This is a genomic window from Hymenobacter caeli, assembly GCF_013294115.1.
GTDB classification, from domain to species: Bacteria; Bacteroidota; Bacteroidia; order Cytophagales; family Hymenobacteraceae; genus Hymenobacter; species Hymenobacter caeli.
Genome location: NZ_JABSNP010000022.1, coordinates 58,287 through 75,045, shown reverse-complemented (window position 1 = coordinate 75,045; position 16,759 = coordinate 58,287). Strand labels below are relative to the sequence as shown.

At 66.5% G+C, this 16,759-nt stretch carries 16 protein-coding genes; 10 read left to right on the top strand and 6 right to left on the bottom strand.

Translation table 11 applies throughout. The features are described from left to right. Positions 1 to 231: 231 nt before the first annotated feature. On the top strand, positions 232 to 2,310 hold the full coding sequence (gene dcp / locus HNP98_RS18675) for a peptidyl-dipeptidase Dcp (RefSeq protein WP_317171148.1): 2,079 nt from the start codon (positions 232 to 234) through the stop codon (positions 2,308 to 2,310). A gap of 132 nt (positions 2,311 to 2,442) precedes the next feature. Here the strand turns inward: dcp and HNP98_RS18670 are convergent, their stop codons facing one another. Continuing rightward, positions 2,443 to 2,826: a hypothetical protein gene (locus tag HNP98_RS18670; protein ID WP_173811697.1), complete on the bottom strand. Its 384-nt coding sequence runs from the start codon at positions 2,824 to 2,826 to the stop codon at positions 2,443 to 2,445. A gap of 714 nt (positions 2,827 to 3,540) precedes the next feature. Between HNP98_RS18670 and HNP98_RS18665 the strand changes: the two genes are divergently transcribed. After that, on the top strand, positions 3,541 to 4,080 hold the full coding sequence (locus HNP98_RS18665) for a hypothetical protein (protein ID WP_173811696.1): 540 nt from the start codon (positions 3,541 to 3,543) through the stop codon (positions 4,078 to 4,080). Here HNP98_RS18665 and HNP98_RS18660 read toward each other — a convergent pair. Continuing rightward, positions 4,077 to 4,241 carry a DUF2256 domain-containing protein gene (locus HNP98_RS18660; RefSeq protein WP_317171147.1) on the bottom strand — a complete coding sequence of 55 codons (165 nt, stop codon included), beginning with the start codon at positions 4,239 to 4,241 and terminating at the stop codon, positions 4,077 to 4,079. The genes HNP98_RS18665 and HNP98_RS18660 overlap by 4 nt on opposite strands. Positions 4,242 to 4,315: 74 nt before the next feature. On the opposite strand from HNP98_RS18660, the gene HNP98_RS18655 reads away from it, so the two are divergent. Together HNP98_RS18655 and HNP98_RS18650 are read left to right on the top strand one after the other, a co-directional pair. Further along, entirely contained in the window at positions 4,316 to 5,074 is a 759-nt protein-coding gene (locus HNP98_RS18655) for a class I SAM-dependent methyltransferase (protein WP_173811695.1), read from the top strand. A 14-nt stretch (positions 5,075 to 5,088) separates the two neighbouring features. Beyond that, entirely contained in the window at positions 5,089 to 5,517 is a 429-nt protein-coding gene (locus HNP98_RS18650) for an acyl-CoA thioesterase (RefSeq protein ID WP_317171146.1), read from the top strand. Between the two features lie 9 nt (positions 5,518 to 5,526). Here HNP98_RS18650 and HNP98_RS18645 read toward each other — a convergent pair whose 3' ends face one another. Beyond that, complete coding sequence (locus HNP98_RS18645; RefSeq protein WP_173811694.1) at positions 5,527 to 6,090, bottom strand: DinB family protein; 564 nt, start codon at positions 6,088 to 6,090, stop codon at positions 5,527 to 5,529. An 83-nt stretch (positions 6,091 to 6,173) separates the two neighbouring features. Between HNP98_RS18645 and HNP98_RS18640 the strand changes: the two genes are divergently transcribed. Further along, positions 6,174 to 7,580: a hypothetical protein gene (locus HNP98_RS18640; protein WP_173811693.1), complete on the top strand. Its 1,407-nt coding sequence runs from the start codon at positions 6,174 to 6,176 to the stop codon at positions 7,578 to 7,580. Between the two features lie 75 nt (positions 7,581 to 7,655). Here the strand turns inward: HNP98_RS18640 and HNP98_RS18635 are convergent, their stop codons facing one another. Next, a complete protein-coding gene (locus tag HNP98_RS18635; protein WP_173811692.1) occupies positions 7,656 to 8,639 on the bottom strand; it encodes a pyruvate dehydrogenase complex E1 component subunit beta in 984 nt (327 codons plus the stop codon). 98 nt (positions 8,640 to 8,737) lie between these two features. Beyond that, positions 8,738 to 10,564 (bottom strand): tetratricopeptide repeat protein, encoded by a 1,827-nt coding sequence (locus tag HNP98_RS18630; RefSeq protein ID WP_173811691.1) that lies wholly within the window; start codon positions 10,562 to 10,564, stop codon positions 8,738 to 8,740. 151 nt (positions 10,565 to 10,715) lie between these two features. On the opposite strand from HNP98_RS18630, the gene HNP98_RS18625 reads away from it, so the two are divergent. Genes HNP98_RS18625 through HNP98_RS18615 form a run of 3 tightly spaced genes read left to right on the top strand, consistent with a single transcriptional unit; the run spans position 10,716 to position 13,316 of the window. Next, positions 10,716 to 10,934, top strand: a complete 219-nt coding sequence (locus tag HNP98_RS18625; protein WP_173811690.1) for a PspC domain-containing protein — start codon at positions 10,716 to 10,718, stop codon at positions 10,932 to 10,934. Positions 10,935 to 10,993: 59 nt separating this feature from the next. Further along, positions 10,994 to 12,055 (top strand): potassium channel family protein, encoded by a 1,062-nt coding sequence (locus HNP98_RS18620; RefSeq protein WP_173811689.1) that lies wholly within the window; start codon positions 10,994 to 10,996, stop codon positions 12,053 to 12,055. 19 nt (positions 12,056 to 12,074) lie between these two features. Further along, positions 12,075 to 13,316: a glycosyltransferase family 4 protein gene (locus tag HNP98_RS18615; protein ID WP_173811688.1), complete on the top strand. Its 1,242-nt coding sequence runs from the start codon at positions 12,075 to 12,077 to the stop codon at positions 13,314 to 13,316. On the opposite strand, the gene HNP98_RS18610 is transcribed toward HNP98_RS18615, so the two are convergent. Then, positions 13,268 to 14,032 carry an FkbM family methyltransferase gene (locus HNP98_RS18610; RefSeq protein ID WP_173811687.1) on the bottom strand — a complete coding sequence of 255 codons (765 nt, stop codon included), beginning with the start codon at positions 14,030 to 14,032 and terminating at the stop codon, positions 13,268 to 13,270. The two genes, HNP98_RS18615 and HNP98_RS18610, sit on opposite strands and share 49 nt — an antisense overlap. Before the next feature lie 135 nt (positions 14,033 to 14,167). Between HNP98_RS18610 and HNP98_RS18605 the strand changes: the two genes are divergently transcribed. Both HNP98_RS18605 and HNP98_RS18600 read left to right on the top strand, forming a co-directional pair. Beyond that, the gene (locus HNP98_RS18605) at positions 14,168 to 15,367 is read left to right on the top strand and encodes a glycosyltransferase (RefSeq protein WP_173811686.1); all 1,200 of its coding nucleotides are present in this window, start codon (positions 14,168 to 14,170) and stop codon (positions 15,365 to 15,367) included. Positions 15,368 to 15,530: 163 nt separating this feature from the next. Further along, complete coding sequence (locus tag HNP98_RS18600) at positions 15,531 to 16,754, top strand: bifunctional 3,4-dihydroxy-2-butanone-4-phosphate synthase/GTP cyclohydrolase II (RefSeq protein ID WP_173811685.1); 1,224 nt, start codon at positions 15,531 to 15,533, stop codon at positions 16,752 to 16,754. Positions 16,755 to 16,759 lie beyond the last annotated feature (5 nt).

Here is a 16,759-nt window from a genome sequence, read left to right as displayed (position 1 = left end):
GTGGTGACTTCGTCGGGGGTTAAGGCAAGGGGGGCACGCATGCACCAAATTTAACGCCTCCGTTTTTATGCGATTACTTTTGCGCGACTACTTAAACGGCTGCTCGTGGCCGCAGTGGTTGCGCCGGGGGCCTTGGCGCCCGTTGCCGCGGTGAGGGCCCAGGGCGGCGCAACACCCAGCGCGACACACGGCCTGCCGGGGCCCAAAAAATCGAATAACCGTGAGAATGAAGTGATTGTACGCGGTGCGCCACCGAAGAGCGGCGCGTCCGACAACCCATTTCTGGCGGTCAGCAGCCTGCCGTACCACGCGCCGGCGTTCGATAAGATAAAGGATGCGGATTTCATGCCGGCCCTGGAAGCAGGTATGAAGCAGCAATTGGAGGAAGTGCAAAAGATTGCCGACAACCGCCAGGCGCCGACCTTCGACAACACGCTCGTGGCCCTGGAAAAAAGCGGCCAGCTGACGCGGCGGGTCGGCAACGTGTTCAGCCTGCTCACCGGGGCCAACACCGACCCCGAGTTGCAAAAGGTGCAGCAGGCGCTGGCCCCCCGGCAAGCCGCCGTGCAAGACGCCATTTACCTCAACCCCGCGTTGTTTAAGCGCGTGGAAGCCGTGTATAACGCCCGCGCCAAGCTCAAGCTGGACGCCGAGTCGAAGCGGTTGGTCGAGTATTATTACCAGAAATTCATTTTGGCGGGCGCCAAGCTCTTGGCCGCCGACAAAGCCAGCCTCAAAAAGCTCAACGGCGAAGAAGCTTCGCTGCGGGCCAAGTTTACCAACCAGCTGCTGGCCGCCAACAAAGCCGGCGGCCTAGTGGTGGGCGACCCGGCGCAGCTGGCGGGCCTGGGCCCCGGAGAGCTGGGCGCACTGGCCCAAAACGCCGAAGCGAACCAGTTGGCGGGCAAATGGCTGGTGTCGCTGCAAAACACCACCCAGCAGCCCCTGCTGCCGTCGCTCAGCGACCGCCGGGTGCGCGAGCAGCTGTTCGACGCCTCGTGGAACCGGGCGGAAAAAGGCGACTCCAACGATACCCGGCACCTGGTGGGGCGGCTCGCGCAGTTGCGGGCCGAAAAAGCCAAGTTGATGGGCTATTCGAATTATGCGGCTTGGAAACTGCAAGACCAGATGGCCCAAACGCCCGAGGCGGTGAACGCCTTCCTGGCCAAGCTGGTGCCGGCCGCCACGGCCAAGGCAAAGGCGGAAGCGGCCGACATCCAAAGCCTCATCGACAAGCAAAACGGCGGGTTCAAGCTCCAGCCCTGGGACTGGAATTTTTACGCCGAACAGGTACGCAAAGAAAAATACGGCCTGGAAAACAGCGAGATAAAGCCCTACCTGGAGCTGGACAACGTGTTGCAGAACGGCGTTTTTTACGCGGCCAACCAGCTCTACGGGCTCACCTTTAAGGAGCGGCACGACTTGCCCGTTTACGAAAAGAACGTCCGGGTTTTTGAGGTGTTCGACCACGACGGCAGCGCCCTGGGCTTGTTCTACTGCGATTATTTCAAGCGCGACAACAAATCGGGCGGCGCGTGGATGAGCAATATGGTGGGCCAGGCGAAGCTGTTCGGCACCAAGCCCGTGGTGTACAACGTGTGCAACTTCACGCAGCCCGCGGCCGGGCAGCCGGCCCTCATTAGCTTCGCCGACGTGACGACCATGTTCCACGAGTTTGGGCACGCGCTGCACGGCTTGTTCGCCAGCCAGCGCTACCCCAGCTTGTCCTCGCCCGCCGTGGCCCGCGATTTTGTCGAGTTTCCTTCGCAGTTCAACGAGCACTGGGCCCTCGACCCGCAGGTGCTGAAGCACTACGCGGTGCATTATCAAACCAAAGCGCCCATGCCCCAGGCGCTGGTGGATAAAATTAAAAAAGCGGCCACCTTCAACCAAGGCTACGCCTTAACGGAGGCCCTCGCGGCGGCCGCCCTCGACCTGCAATGGCACAGCCTGCCGGCTGGCGGCGCCCCCCAGGACGTGGATAAATTTGAAGCCGAGGCGCTCCAAAAAACGGGCCTGGCGCTGCCGCAGGTACCGCCGCGCTACCGGTCCAGCTATTTCCAGCACATCTGGAGCAACGGCTACGCCGCCGGGTACTACGCCTACGCCTGGACGGAGATGCTCGACGACGACGCGTTTGCCTGGTTCCAGGAACACGGGGGCCTGACGCGGGCCAACGGGCAGCGGTTCCGCGACATGGTGTTGTCGCGCGGCAACACCGTGGAGTACGGCCAGATGTACCGGAATTTCCGGGGCCACAACCCCGACATCACGCCGATGCTGCAAAAACGCGGCCTGGTGGCGCAGTAGCAAGCAGTGCAGCGCCGGCTGGTAAGTCTTTGGCTCAGTGCCACGGCCGGGTCGTACGCCCGGCCGTGTGAGCTGCCGTAGGCACCTTGACGGCCGCTTGCTTCGCGGGCGTTGTGCGCTCGGTGGGGCCCGCTAGTGCACCACCCGCAGCTCGTAGCGGGCCGGCGGGCCGGGCACCGCCCAGGCCCCCACGCGGCTGGGGCCGTAGCCCAGGTTCACCTTTACCCAGGCGTCGCGGGCAGGCAGCAGGGCGATGACTTCTTCGCGCAGGCGGTCGAGGTCGTCGCGCAGGGCCGTGCGCTGCTGCTGCCGCTCGTCGGCGGCCTGGTCGAAGCTGCCGGTGGCCGGGCGCTGCTCAAACGCCGCCGCGGCCTGGGCCCGGTCGGCCGCTTGGCGCGGGGCGTTCACAGCGGCTTGGTGGGCCTTGCGCAAGGCCTCTTCGGCTTGCAGGTAGGCCTTCACTTTGTCTTCGAGCGGTTCGAGGGCGGGGGCGAGGTAATCGAGGTTGGAAGCCATAGCGGGCGGCGGGTAAATGAGTGAAGCAACGCGGGGGCGAAGATGCGCCGCTTCCGGCGTAACGGCCTCCGCTGCTCCAACGTTTCGCCGCTCCGCCCAGCCGGGGGCCTGCTACAACGAGCACGCAGGCCAGTCGGGACCGCCGCTAAGCCCACCGAAACAGACTTAATTTAAGAAAATAGTTTTATAGCCAGAAAATGTATAATGGATTATTAAAGTAATAATGAAACTGTTTAAATCCAGTAAATAATTTATCGTTTAAAAGTGGATGTTTAACCGGTGTTATCGTATTTTTACCGAAAATTACGGAATTAATAAATGGATTTCTTTGAGAAAGAATCAACTAGTATAATTTTGTATATCAGAATGATGCAATAACATTTAAAAACATGAATATTAATTAGAAAATCTGCTTTATCAACTATTCAAGACGTAATTGTTGAAGCGTCTGAAGTAGCCCAATTAAGCATTTGTATTACCAAATTGATCATAATTTTCTTCTTCCTAAGTAGCTAAAATTTTTAAATATTAACGTTAAAAAGTCATATTCGTACTTCCACTGTTCGCTTCCCTTTTGTTGTCCACGCACTAAACAACTGAAGGGCCGGGCACACCCAGTAACCTTGGGCCAAACCACTCCCCCTGAAGCGGGGAACGGGCCCCGGGGCTAGCCGGTATGCTGCCTGCCTTCGGTTTCACTCTTCACCACCCACTATGAATCCACAATTACTCCAGGAAACCCCCAACGTCTCCATTTACCTCGATTGCACGAACCAATGGCTGTTCGTGGACTGGCGCGGCGACCTGACCCTGACGCTGGTGCAGGACAGCTGCCTGGCGGTGGCCCGGCATTTTTTGCACTCGCCCCACACGCGCGTGCTCAACAGCAATACTGGGGTGACCAGCATGGACCACAACGTGCCCGCCTGGCTGGCCAAGGAGTTCCTGCCGTACCTGCGGCTGGCGGGCATAAAGCACGTGGCGTGGGTGTACTCGCCCAACCTGCGCGTGAAGTGCTACACCGACGCGGCCCTCTACACGCTGGACGCGCCGGTGGTGAACCTGTTCGACGACCTGGAATCGGCCTGTGCCTGGCTCCGCGGGGCCCAAAACTTCCCCGATGAGCCAGCGCCGGCCATGTCGTCGGCCGTGCCCAATGAGCTGGGGCAGCGGGTGGGGCTTTTCTCGGCCGTGCTGGGCTACCGCGACGCGGCCCGGCAGCGGCTGGCCCCGCCGGGCCGGGGCCCCGGTTAGGCGCTGGGGGGCGGCTTGGGCTTGTGGCGGCTGCACTTTTCGCCGCAGTACTTCACCTCGGCCCAGCAATTGCGCCATTTTTTGCGGTACTCGAACGGTCGGCCGCAGGTGACGCAGATTTTGGTGGGCAGCTGGCCTTTACGCAGTTTTTCGGGGAGCACGGGGCGGGAGCGGGGCGGGTGAGCCGTTGCAACGCGCGGCCCCGCCCCAAAGTTTTGGTTAATTTTCGGGCCTGATGACGACCCTCACCGCCCCCGACCTGCTGGGCCAGGCCCTGCTCGACTACCACCGCGGCCGGGCCGCCGCCACCCTTACCGTGCACTGCAACGCAGCCGACGACGAGCCGCTGCCCGCCGCGTATTTCTTCCGCACCCTGCTGCAAATGCCCGCCCTGGAGCGCCGGGCCCTCGACGAGTGCCGGGGCCGCGTGCTCGACGTCGGGGCCGGGGCCGGGTGCCACGCCCTGGAGCTGCAAAGCCGCCACTTCGAGGTGAAGGCCGTGGACGTATCGGCCGGGGCCGTGCAAGTAATGGGGGCCCGGGGCGTGCGGGCCGCGGCCCGGCACGACCTGTATGCCCCGCTGCCGCCCACCGAGCGGCCCTACGACACCGTGCTGCTGCTCATGAACGGCCTGGGCCTGGCGGGCACGCTGGCCGGGCTCGACCGCTTCCTGGCCCACGCCCGCACCCTGCTGGCCCCCGGCGGCCAGATTCTGGCCACCTCCTCCGACGTTAGCTACCTCTACGAGGACGAGGACGGGGCCCTGGTATTCAACCTGAACGGGCCGTACTACGGCGAAATCGAGTACACGCTTTCGTACCAGGACCGCACCGGCGAGCCGTTTCCGTGGCTGTTCATCGACGCCGCCCTGCTCAACGACGCGGCCGCGGCCGCCGGCTACCAGGCCGATTTTATCGACGAGGACGCCGAGGGGCAGTACTTGGTGCGGCTGACGCCCGTCGGCCCGGCCGAAGCGGCCAATCAACCCATTTAACTTATTGTCATTGCGTGGATTATTCCCTTACCTACCGGACCCGCTGGGCCGACATGGACCCCAACGGCCACATGCGCCACTCGGCCTACGCCGATTACGCCGCCGACCAGCGCGTGGCGGCGCTGGCCCGGTGGGGCTACGGCGTGGCCCGTTTCGCGCAGCTGCGCCTGGGGCCCATCCTGTTCCGCGAGGAAACCCGGTTTTTGAAGGAAGTGGGCATCGGCGAGGAAATCCGCGTCGACGGCCGGCTGGTGTCGATGAGCACCGACGGCACGCGCTGGACCGTGCTGCACGCCCTCTACAAAGCCGACGGCCGGGTGGCCGCCACCGTAACCGTGGACGGGGCTTGGCTCGACCTCGAACGCCGCAAGCTCACCGTGCCGCCGGCCGACCTGGTGGCCGCTTTCGCCGCCCTGCCCCCCTACGAGGCAGACGGGAAGTAGCCGGCCCGGCTAGCTGCCCGGCACCAGCTGCTTTGTGGCCAGGGCCTTGGCGATGCGGTTCACCTGCTGCTGGTGGTGCAGCAAGTGGTCGAGCAGAAATTCCAGCACCTGGTAAATGGTGATTCGGCCCGAACGGGGGTGCGGGTAAATGGCGCGGTTCAGCAAGTGGCCGGGGTACTCGTTGAGCACCTGCTCGATGCGGCGGCGGGTGGCCGCCCATTCGGTTTGCAGGGCCGGCAGGCCGGGCACCGGGGCCCCGGTGGTGAGTTCGGCCACCCCGCGCGGGGCCCGGAACTTCACGCCCGGCAGGCGCAGCAACACGCGCACGCACAAGGCCCGGGCTCGCGTGAGCGGACCGGCTTTGGGCAGCAGCTCGGCGGCCAGCAGCTTTTTCTGCACGTAGCCGGTGATGTTGTTTTCGATGAGCAGCAGGTGGTGCACCACCTGGGTGGCCGCCCACTGGCCGGGGCCAGGCGGGCGGGTAGCATCGGGCCCCAGCGCTGCGACGGAGGCCAACAGGTGCTGGGTGGCCAGTTCGAGCTGCTCGAATTTGAGGTTCAGGCGGTGGTTCATGGGCGGGTGGGAAGCCGGCGGGGCCGCGGGCGGCCCAAAGGTCCGCAATTTTGGGGCCGCAACCCGTAGCTTTGGCCCCCGTGATGCCCGTGTTTTTTCGCGCCCTGGAGGCCCCCGCAGGTGCCGCGCTGGCGCGGCCGTGGCCGTGGCGCTGGCGCTGCGGGCTGGTGCTGGCCCTGTACGCCGCCTACCTGCCCTGGAGCGGGGCCGACCAACTGCCGTTTGACGCGGGCGAGTACTGGGGGCTGGCGGCCACGTTCTTTAAGCCGGGCCTGCGCTTTTCGTTGCTGCACTACGCCGCGCCGCTGCGCGGCTACCTGGGGCCCCTGCTGCTGGTGCCCGGCCGGGTGCTGTGCTACGCCACGGGTTGGCCGGCGGTGGCCGGGGCGCAGGTGCTGGGGGTGTTGTGGGCCACGCTGCTCTTCGGAGTAGCGGGGCCAGCCGCGTGGGCGGCGGCCACGGGCCGCGCCCTTCGCGGCGGGGCCTGGCTGCTGTCGGTGGCGTTGGGGTTCGTATTCTGGCGGGGCTATTTTAGCTACTCGCTCCAGGACGCGCCCGCGCTGGCGTTGCTGCTGCTGGCACTGGCAGCGCTGGCCCGGCCCGGCTGGCGCTGGGCGGCGCTGGGCGGGCTGTTGCTGGCGGCCACGCTGAACTTGCGGCCCATTTACTTGGCCAGTGTGCCGGGTACTTTAGGGTGGCTGTGGTGGCGCGGGCGCGGCGCGGGCCGGGGCCCGACGGCGGGGCGCTGGGTGGCGCTGGCGGCTGGGGCCGCGCTGGTGCTGCTGCCTCAAGCGGCCATCAATTACACACATTTTGGGCAGGCCACGCCGTTGGTACTGGCTACCGATGGGGGGCGCTTGCCCCTCTACCTTAAAAAATTGAACTGGGGCATGACTTACCAACGCTACGAGTCGAGCATCGACCCTGCGCATTGGGGTAGTGCCATATTCGCCGATCCGGCAGGTATGCGGTTGATGCAGGCAGCGCCAAACGGCGTGTTTAACAGTTACCGGGAGTACGCCTGGTTTGCCGTACGCCATCCGTTAGCGGTGGGGGCCTGTTGCGCCCGCCATTTATTCAACGGGCTTGACGTGTGGTACCCAACACCCTACCCGTACCGGTTGCATCCGCTGGGCCTTGGTGCCGCGCAGCTGCTGAACTACGCCGTGTTAGCTTTGGGCTTGGCACAACTGTTGCGCCGTTCGCGCCGCGCCGCGCCCGGGCCTGGCGCGGGGTGGGCGCTACTGGCCCTGGGGCTACCGGTGGCCCTGGTCATACCTACGCTGATGGAATGCCGGTACTTGCTGCCACTGCATTTGCTGCTGCTGACGGCGGCGGCCGACGGTTTCCGGCCGCGCCGATGGTGGGCACTGCCTTGGCGGCGGCAAGCCTTGGCCTTGGCGCTGCTGGCCGCGCTCTTGTCAGGCGGCTGGTACCTATCGGCCGCTACCGCTAGGCAGTTGCAGCCGGGCGATGTGCCCGCGTACTGAAAAATGCCTCAATCAAAAAAGCGGCCCCGCCGGCAAGTGCCAGCGGGGCCGCTTTCGCAGCCGAAACAGCTACACTTATACCTTGGCGTAGGTCACTTCCTTCACGGCTCTCACCACGCGGGCCACGTTGGGCAGCGAGGCTTCGATGAGGGTGGGGGCGTAGGGCAGGGGCACATCGGCGCAGGTAATGCGGATGACGGGCGCGTCGAGGTGGTCGAAGGCACGGCGCTGCACCACGTAGGAAATCTCGCCCGAGAGGCTGGCCAGGGGCCAGGCTTCTTCCACCACTACCAGGCGGTTGGTCTTTTTGACGGAGGCGATGACGGTGTCGTAGTCGATCGGCCGCACCGAGCGCAGGTCGATGACCTCGGCCTGGATGCCTTCTTTGGCCAGCTCGTCGGCCGCGGCGTGGGCCACTTTCATCATCTTGCCGAAGCTCACCAACGTCACGTCCGTGCCCGGGCGGGTCACGTTCGCCTTGCCAATTTCCAGGATGTACTCTTCCTCCGGCACGTCGCCTTTGTCGCCGTACATCAGCTCCGACTCCATGAAAATCACCGGGTCGGGGTCGCGGATGGACGCTTTGAGCAGGCCTTTGGCGTCGTAGGGGGTGCTGGGCACCACCACTTTCAGGCCGGGGCAGTTGGCGTACCAGTTCTCGAAGTTCTGCGAGTGCTGGCTGCTGAGCATGCCGGCGTTGCCGGTGGGGCCCCGGAACACGATGGGGCACGAGTACTGCCCGCCCGACATGGAGTGCAGCTTGGCGGCCGAGTTGATCACCTGGTCAATGGCCACCAGCGAGAAGTTGAACGTCATGAACTCGATGATGGGCAGCAGCCCGTTCATGGCCGCGCCCACGCCGATGCCGGCGAAGCCCAGCTCGGCAATCGGCGTGTCGATGATGCGGCCGGGGCCGAACTCGTCGAGCATGCCCTGGCTCACTTTGTAGGCGCCGTTGTACTCGGCCACTTCCTCGCCCATGAGGAAAATGCGGGGGTCGCGGCGCATTTCCTCGTTCATGGCCTCGCGCAGGGCCTCCCGAAATTGTATCTGACGCATGTGTTTTAATGGAATTAGGCCCGGCACCCGGCCGGTGCGCAAAGCTACAAATTTTGGCGGCAAGCGGTTTGCAGAAGCCCGGCCCCGGCCCCCGCGAGCTACTTCAGCGCCTCCCGGAAGGCCTCGCCCTGGGCGTAGTCCTGGAACTCCAGGTCTTCCACCGCTTGGTTGGCCAGGCGGTGGTCGGCGGCCACGGCCTGGCGGAGGCGGCTGGCCACCTGGGCTTCGTTGTGGCGGCGGGCGGCCACCACGGCCAGGCCGTAGAGGGCGGCGGGGTCGGCGGGGCGGCGGGCCAGGGCCTGCTGGTACTGCGCCTCGGCGAGGTCGTAGCCGCCCTTGAGCACGTAGACCAGGGCCGTGTTCATCTCGTTCTGGTAGGAGGGGCCGGCGAAGCGCAGCGTGCGCAGGGCCTCGTCGGGCTGGCCCACTTCGATTTCCAAGGCCGCTTTGTCGGCGAAAACTTTGCGCAGCAGGGCCCGGTCGCCGCCCAGCTTGATGGCGTAGTCGTAGTTCTGGAGAGCTTCCAGCCGGTCGCCGGCGCGGTGGTAAGCCGTGGCGGCGTGGTAGAACAGCTCGGCCGTGGGGTTGCGGTGCGCGGCCAGGGTGAAGTTGGTGGCCGCCCGGCGCTGGTAGGCCCGCACCACCTTGGGGCTCACCTCCTTCTCGGAGCGCAGCAGCAGCACCACGCCCAGGTTGTGGAACGCCTCCCAGGTTTGCGAGGCCGCGCTGGCCACTTCGTAGATGCGCTGCTTTTCGGCCAGCAGCGGCGTGAGGGTGGCCGAGTAGCGCAGCTCCTCGGGCGTGAGGGCATCGATTTCGGCCTGCTTGTCCAGGATTTTCTTTGAGAGCAGGTACACCTCCGAATCGTAGCGCGGCGGGGCCGTGAACGTGACGGCCACCGTGCCCAGGCGCAGCACGGGGTAGATGTACTGCTCCACGTAATCGAACGATTGCAGGCGGTGGAGGGCCTTTTCCTTGGCCACGTAGCCGCCCCGGGTATCGTTAATAATGGCGATGATGGAATCCTGGTCGGCCGGCTTCAGGGCCGATTGGGTGACCTTGTTCAGGAACTGGTCCCAGCGGCGGCGGTAGGCCAGCGTGTCGAACTGGATGCCGGCCACGGTGTTGCGGTACGCGAAGCCCTCGACCCGCTTCTTGTAGTAGTAAAGCAGCATCTTGACGCGCTTGCTGGCCAGGGCCGGGTTGTGGGCGTCGAGCGAGTCGGGCGCGTGGCCGGCGGTGATGAGCACGCGCTGGGTTTGCTGGTTGGCGTCGATGAGGTCTTCGAGCGCTGCCACGTTGGTGCCCAAAAACGAGCGGATGAACCAGGCCCCGTCGTCGAAATAAAACGGCAGCACGCGCGTGCCGCTCACCTGGTTGGAAATCGTTTCGGGGAGCAGGGCCAGGGCCGTGTCTTCGCGCACCACGCGGCGGGCGGGGTCGGCAATGCCGCGGGCCAGGCGCACGTCATCGGGCCCGCGCAGCACCCGGCCGCCGGGCTTCAGCTCGCGCACCTGGGGGCGGGCCAGCAGCTCGCCGGGGCTGCGGCCGGGCGTGTTGGGCAGCGTAAAGGCCTTGCGGGCCACCAACATCCCCTTGTGCTCGTCGTCGAACACGTAGTCGCCCGACACGAACGACACCGTGCCCAGCGTGTCGTCGCGCAGGCCGTGGTCGTAGCGGTAGCGCAGGCGCAGCTCGTAGGCCACTCCCTTGCGCAGGTGGCGGGCGGGCACGCGGGCCGTGACTTCAAAGGGCACCGTTTCGCCCACGGCCGTGAGCGGGGCGGGGGCCGCCGCCACCTGGCGGCCGGTTTCGGCGGCCCGCAGCACGGCGGGCAGGGGCGAGCAGGCGGAAAAAAGGGCCCCGGCGGCCACCAGCAGGCCCGCGGCGCGGGCCGGAGGATTTAATTTTGGAATAATACGCAACAGAATGTGGCTTTAACGGGCCCCCTAAACGTACAAAGGCCAGGAAAAGATGGGGCTGCCCCGCGCAAAGCTAGCCGCTTTGGTTGGCCCGGCCCCGTTTGTTCAGTATCTTAGCCCAGCCGGGGATGCTTTCCCGCCCGGCCCCGCCCCCATGAAAACCCTCACCAACTACCTCGAAGCGCAGTCGTTCGGCCTCTGTTCTACCCTGGGCCAGCGGTGGGGCTTCAGCACCCGCAGCGTGCGGCTCTCGTTCGTGTACGCCTCGTTTTTCACGTTTGGCTCGCCCATCGTGCTCTACTTCGCCGGCGTGTTTTGGATGAACGTGCGCCGGGCCTGGCGGCAGCAGCGCAGCACCGTGTGGGACCTGTAGGCGGGCCCCGGGCGTAGCTTTGGGGGCCGTTGCGTTCCGGCCGCCCCTCCCCGTTCCCTATGTTCCAGCGCCTCAACCTGGGCCGCCTGCGGCTGGCCCTCGGGCTTACGCTCGTCAGCCTTGGCGCGGGGCTGGCCGGGTTTCGCGGCATCGAGCACCTGAGCTGGGCCAACGCGTTTTACATGACGGTGACCACCATTTCCACGGTGGGCTTCGGCGAGGTGCACCCGTTTTCGGAAGCCGGGCGCATCTTCGTGGCGTTTTACATCCTCTTCAACCTGCTGGTGACGGCCTACCTCGTGTCGGTGCTCACCACGTTTTTGTTCGAGGGCGAGCTGCGCAACCTCTTCAAAATGTACCGGACCGACCAGGAAATCAAGCGTTTTAGCGGGCACCTCATCCTGTGCGGCTTCGGGGCCAACGGCCGCCGCGCCTACCAGGAGCTGCGGGCCAACGGCGTGCGCGTGGTGGTAGTGGAGCAAAACGAGCAGCTGATGAAGGACATCGGCGACGGCAAAACCGGCGAGGACTACAACGGCGACGGCCTGCCGGGCGGCGACATCATCACTGTGATTGGCGACGCCACCACCGACGTGGTGCTGGCGCAGGCCGGCGTGGCGCGGGCCTCGGCCCTGATTACGGCCCTGGCCAAAGACGCCGACAACGTGTTCGTGGCCCTCTCGGCCCGGGCTCTCAACCCGCGCCTCAAAATCATTGCCCGCGCCAAGCTCAAAACGTCCGAGAGCAAGCTGCTCTCGGCCGGGGCCGACGCCGTGGTGATGCCCGACGAAATCGGGGGCTCGCACATGGCCAAGCTGGTGGTGCGCCCCGAGGTCATCCGGTTCCTAGATTTGATTTCGGGCCTCACCGCCGACAAGCTGCGCCTGGAAGAGCTGGGCTACGAGCAGCTGCGGCGCGAGCTGCGCGGCCAGAGCATCCGCGAGCTGGACGTGCGCTCGCGCACCGGGGCCACCGTCATCGGCCTGCGCCGGGCCGACGGCACCTTCGAAGTGAGCCCCCCGGCCGACTACCGCCCGGCCCCCGGCGACGTGCTGCTGCTGCTGGGCTCGGAGCAGCAGATTGAGAGCCTGGAAGTGAATTTCCGCCAGTTGGGGCTGTAGGGGCGTATTTTTGCGCTCTATGCACATTCTTCAAGTGAGCCCGCGGGTGCCGTTTCCGCTGCACGACGGCGGGGCCATCGGGATTTACAACATCACGGCCGGGCTGCTGCGCGCCGGCCACCGCGTCACGATGCTGGCCATCAACACGCCCAAGCACCACCAGCCCGCCGGCGTGCTCGACCACCTGGGGCCCAACTTCCGGCTCGTGACGGTGGACGTGGACACGAACCTGAAGCCATGGAGGGCGCTGCGGAACTTGCTGTTTTCGCACCGTCCCTACAACGTTGAGCGGTTCATCAGTTCGGAAGTAAGCGGTGCTTTGGTGGCTTTAATTCAGGCCGAAAACTTTGACGTAATACAGTACGAAGGCACCTTTGTAGCTTGGTACCACGAATGGCTGGATTCAGAAGAGTTGACGCCTGAAAGAGCCGCGAGCGTGCTTCGTGCCCATAACATCGAGTATGTTATCTGGGAGCGACTGGCGCAGGGCGAGAAAAATCCGGCGAAGCGCCGGTACCTAAGCCACTTGGCAACCCGGCTGCGTAGTTTTGAGAAAGAATATTTGTGGTGCTTCGATGGCGTAGCCGCCATCACCGAGGAAGACATTGCCCGCCTGAAGGACCTGGGCTGTCCCGAACCCATCGCCCTAATTCCGGCGGCCGTGGAAATGAGTTCTTTCCAGCCCGACCCGGCCATCCGGCCCCGGCCGCGCACCGTGTTCATGATTGGCTCGCTGAACTGGTTGCCCAACCGCGAAGGGCTGGAGTGGCTGCTGCGCGAGGTGTGGCCGGCCGTGCACGCCGAGCTGCCCGATTTGGAGTTGCACGTGGCCGGCACCGGCACCCCGCCCCACCTGCTGGCCCCGCGCGCCGACAACGTGTTCATGCACGGCTTCGTGGACTCGGCCGCCGCCTTCATGCGCCGGTACGACCTGATGCTGGTGCCGCTGCTGAGCGGCGGGGGCATGCGCGTGAAAATCATCGAGGGCATGGCCCTGGGCAAGGCCATCCTCAGCACCGGGCTGGGGGCCGAAGGCATTGCCGTGCGCGACGGCCACGACGCGGTGCTGCGCGACGGGGCCCCCGCCTGGCAGGCCGCCCTGCGCGACTACTACCACGGCCGCCTGCCCACGGCGGCCATCGGGGCGGCCGCGGCCGCCACCGCCGCCGCGGTGTACGACAACCGCCGCGTCACGGAGCGGTTCGAGGCGCTTTACGCGCGGCTGGGGGCCGGGGCGGGCGCGGCGGCCCCGGCGGGGTAGGCGATGAAGTAGTAGTTGGTTTTCTGCTCGAACTCGCGCACCAGCTCGGCGCGGCTCAGGGCGGGGCGGCCGGCCAGCCAACGGTTCATGGTGGAGACGCTCAGGTTGATGGCGGGGTCGGCCAGCAGGTCGTACACCTGCTCGGGGCGGGTGCCGTAGTAGTCGGAGCCGCCGATGCCGTGCTCGAAGATGACGACCGGCCGGCTGGCGGCCAGCAGCGCCCGGGCCCCCTGCAACACCTGCAGCTCGCCGCCCTCCACGTCAATCTTGATGAAATCGACGCGGGTGCCGGCGGGCAGCACGTCGTCGAGGCGGGCGCGCCGTACGGTGATGAGCGTGTCCTGTTCGTGGGCGCGGTCGTACTTGCGCTTCACGAAGCCGCTGTAGGCCGGGTTGCTCAGCACGTAGTTGAAGGAGACCTCGCCGGGGGTTTCGCCCAGGCCCAGCTGGTAGAAGTGGCAGTTGGGGCGGTGGGCAAACTTAGCGGTCAGGCCCTGGTAGAGCGCCGGGATGGGCTCGAAGCCGTAGTGTTGGCCCAGGGGGGCGTAGCGCAGCATTTGGGCCAGCACCTCGCCCTTGTGGCAGCCCACGTCCACGCAGTTGGCGCCGGGGTGCAGCACGCGCCGCAGCACCCGCTGGGTCTGGCGGTCGTAGCGTTGGTTTTGGGTAAAAGCAATGGGCAGGCGTTTGACAATTTTTTTGAGAAACTCTTTCATCGGGGGCCTTTCGCGCGCGCCAGCACTTGCCGCGGCGGGCCGCAAACCTACCCTTAAAAGTCAGAAAAAGCCCGCGGCCTGCCGGCGCGTTGGGTGCGCCCGGGGCCCGGGCCGGGCTCTACCTTTGCCCCGCGCATGAAACTTCTGGTGCTCCTGTCCCGCTTTCCGTACCCGCTCGACAAGGGCGACAAGCTGCGGGCCTACCACCAGCTGCGCTACCTGGCCGGGCAGGGCCACGAAATTTGCCTGCTGGCCCTGAGCGACGAGCCCGTGGGGGCCGCCGCCCTGGCGGCCGTGCAGCCGCTGTGCCGCGGCGGCCTGCACCTGCACCGCTTGGGCCGGGTGGCCCGGGGGCGGGGGCTGGCGCGGGCCCTGGCCACGGCCGGCCGGCCGTTGCAGGTGGGGTACTTCCACGACGCCCGGGCCCAGCGGCTGGTCGATGCGCTGCTGGCCGGCTTCCGGCCCGACCACGTGTACTGCCAGCTCGTGCGCATGGCCGAGTACCTGCGGGCCCACGCCGGCCGCCGGCCGATGACGCTCGACTACATGGACGTGTTTTCGGCGGGGGTGGCGCGGCGGGCGGCCCGGGCCCCGGCCTGGCAGCGCCCGGTGCTGGCCCTGGAAGCCCGCCGCCTGGCCGCCTACGAGGCCGAGGCCTTCGGCTGGTTCGGGCACCACACCATCATCAGCGAGCAGGACCGGCAGCTGCTGCCCCCGGCCCAGGGCGGGCGGGTGCGCGTGGTGCCCAACGGCATCGACTTCGAGTACTTCCGGCCCCGGCCGCTGGCGGCGAAAACCCACGAGCTGGTGTTTTGCGGCAACATGGGCTACCACCCCAACGTGGACGCGGCCTGCTTCCTGGCCGAGGAAGTCCTGCCCCTGGTGCAGCGCCGCCACCCCGGGGCCCGGCTGCTGGTGGCCGGCACCACGCCCGCGCCCCGCGTGCTGGCCCTGGCCCGCCGCCCCGGCGTGGCGGTGAGCGGCTGGCTGCCCGACATCCGCGCCGCCTACGCCCAGGCCCGCGTGTTCGTGGCCCCCATGCGGGTGGGCACGGGCCTGCAAAACAAGCTGCTGGAGGCCCTGGCCATGCACCTGCCCTGCGTGACGACGCCGCTGGCCAACAACGCGCTGCGCGGCACGCCCGGCCAGCACCTGCTGGTGGCCGACGGGGCCCCGGCCCTGGCCGAAGCCGTGGCCGGCCTGCTGGCCGACCCGGCCGCCGCCGCCGCGCTGGCCGGCCGCGGCCAGGCCTTCGTGCGCCAGCACTTCGGCTGGGCCGCCGCCACGGCCCCGCTGGCGCAGCTGCTGGCGGCGGGCCCGGCAGGGGCGGAGTAACTTCGCGGCGGCTCGGGCGGTTACAAAGGTTGGTTGCCCCCGCGGGCGGCGGGCCCGGCCCGTTGGCCGCCCGCTTCGCCCCGCTGCCACCACCGGTCCGGCACCGTTCGCTGGCCCGGCCCCTGGCAACCATTCATCCACCAGCAATTCAGCGATTTATTCCATGCTTGACTCCATCGAATCCGCCATCCAGGACCTGCGCGACGGCAAGGTCGTCATCGTCGTGGACGACGAGGACCGCGAGAACGAGGGCGATTTTATTTGCGCCGCCGAAACGGCCACGCCCGAAATCATCAACTTCATGGCCACCCACGGGCGCGGCCTGGTGTGCGCGCCCCTCACCGAGGCGCGTTGCGACGAGCTGGGCCTGGAGCTGATGGTGGGCCGCAATACGGCCCTGCACGCCACGCCCTTCACCGTGAGCGTCGATTTATTGACCAACGGCGTCACCACCGGCATCTCGGCCTCCGACCGCAGCAAAACCATCCAGGCCCTGGTAGACCCTGCCACCAAGCCCGACGACCTGGGCCGGCCCGGCCACATCTTCCCCCTCAAGGCCCGCAAGGAAGGCGTGCTGCGCCGCGCCGGCCACACCGAGGCGGCCGTGGACCTGGCCCGCCTGGCGGGCTTCGCGCCGGCCGGCGTGCTGGTCGAAATCCTGAAGGACGACGGCGAGATGGCCCGCCTGCCCGACCTCGAAATCGTGGCCCGGCAGTGGGGTTTGAAGCTGGTTTCGGTGCAGGACCTCATCAAGTACCGCCTGGCGCAGGAGAGCCTGATTCACCGCGAGATTTCGGTGCGCCTGCCCACCGCCTGGGGCGACTTCGACCTCTACGCCTACACCCAGCGCAGCAACGGGGCCCAGCACCTGGCCCTAGTGAAGGGCGACCTCAGCGACCCGGCCCCGATGCTGACGCGGGTACACAGCTCGTGCATCACCGGCGACATCTTCGGCTCGTGCCGCTGCGACTGCGGGCCCCAGCTGCACCAGGCCATGCAGCAGATTGAGCGCGAGGGCCGCGGCGTGGTGGTGTACATGAACCAGGAGGGCCGTGGCATTGGCCTGATTAACAAGCTGAAGGCCTACAAGCTCCAGGAGCAGGGCCGCGACACGGTGCAGGCCAACGAGGACCTGGGCTTCAAGGGCGACGAGCGCGACTACGGCGTGGGCGCGGCCATCCTGCGCGACCTCGGCATCCGGCAGATGCGCCTGCTCACCAACAACCCCAAGAAGCGCACCGGCCTGGCCGGCTACGGTCTGGAAGTGGTGGAAACCGTGCCCATCGAAATCGCCGCCAACCCCCACAACGCCACCTATCTGGCCACCAAGCGCGACAAGATGGGCCACGAGATTCTGCAAGCCGTAACGCCCGAAACGGCGGCGTAACTCCG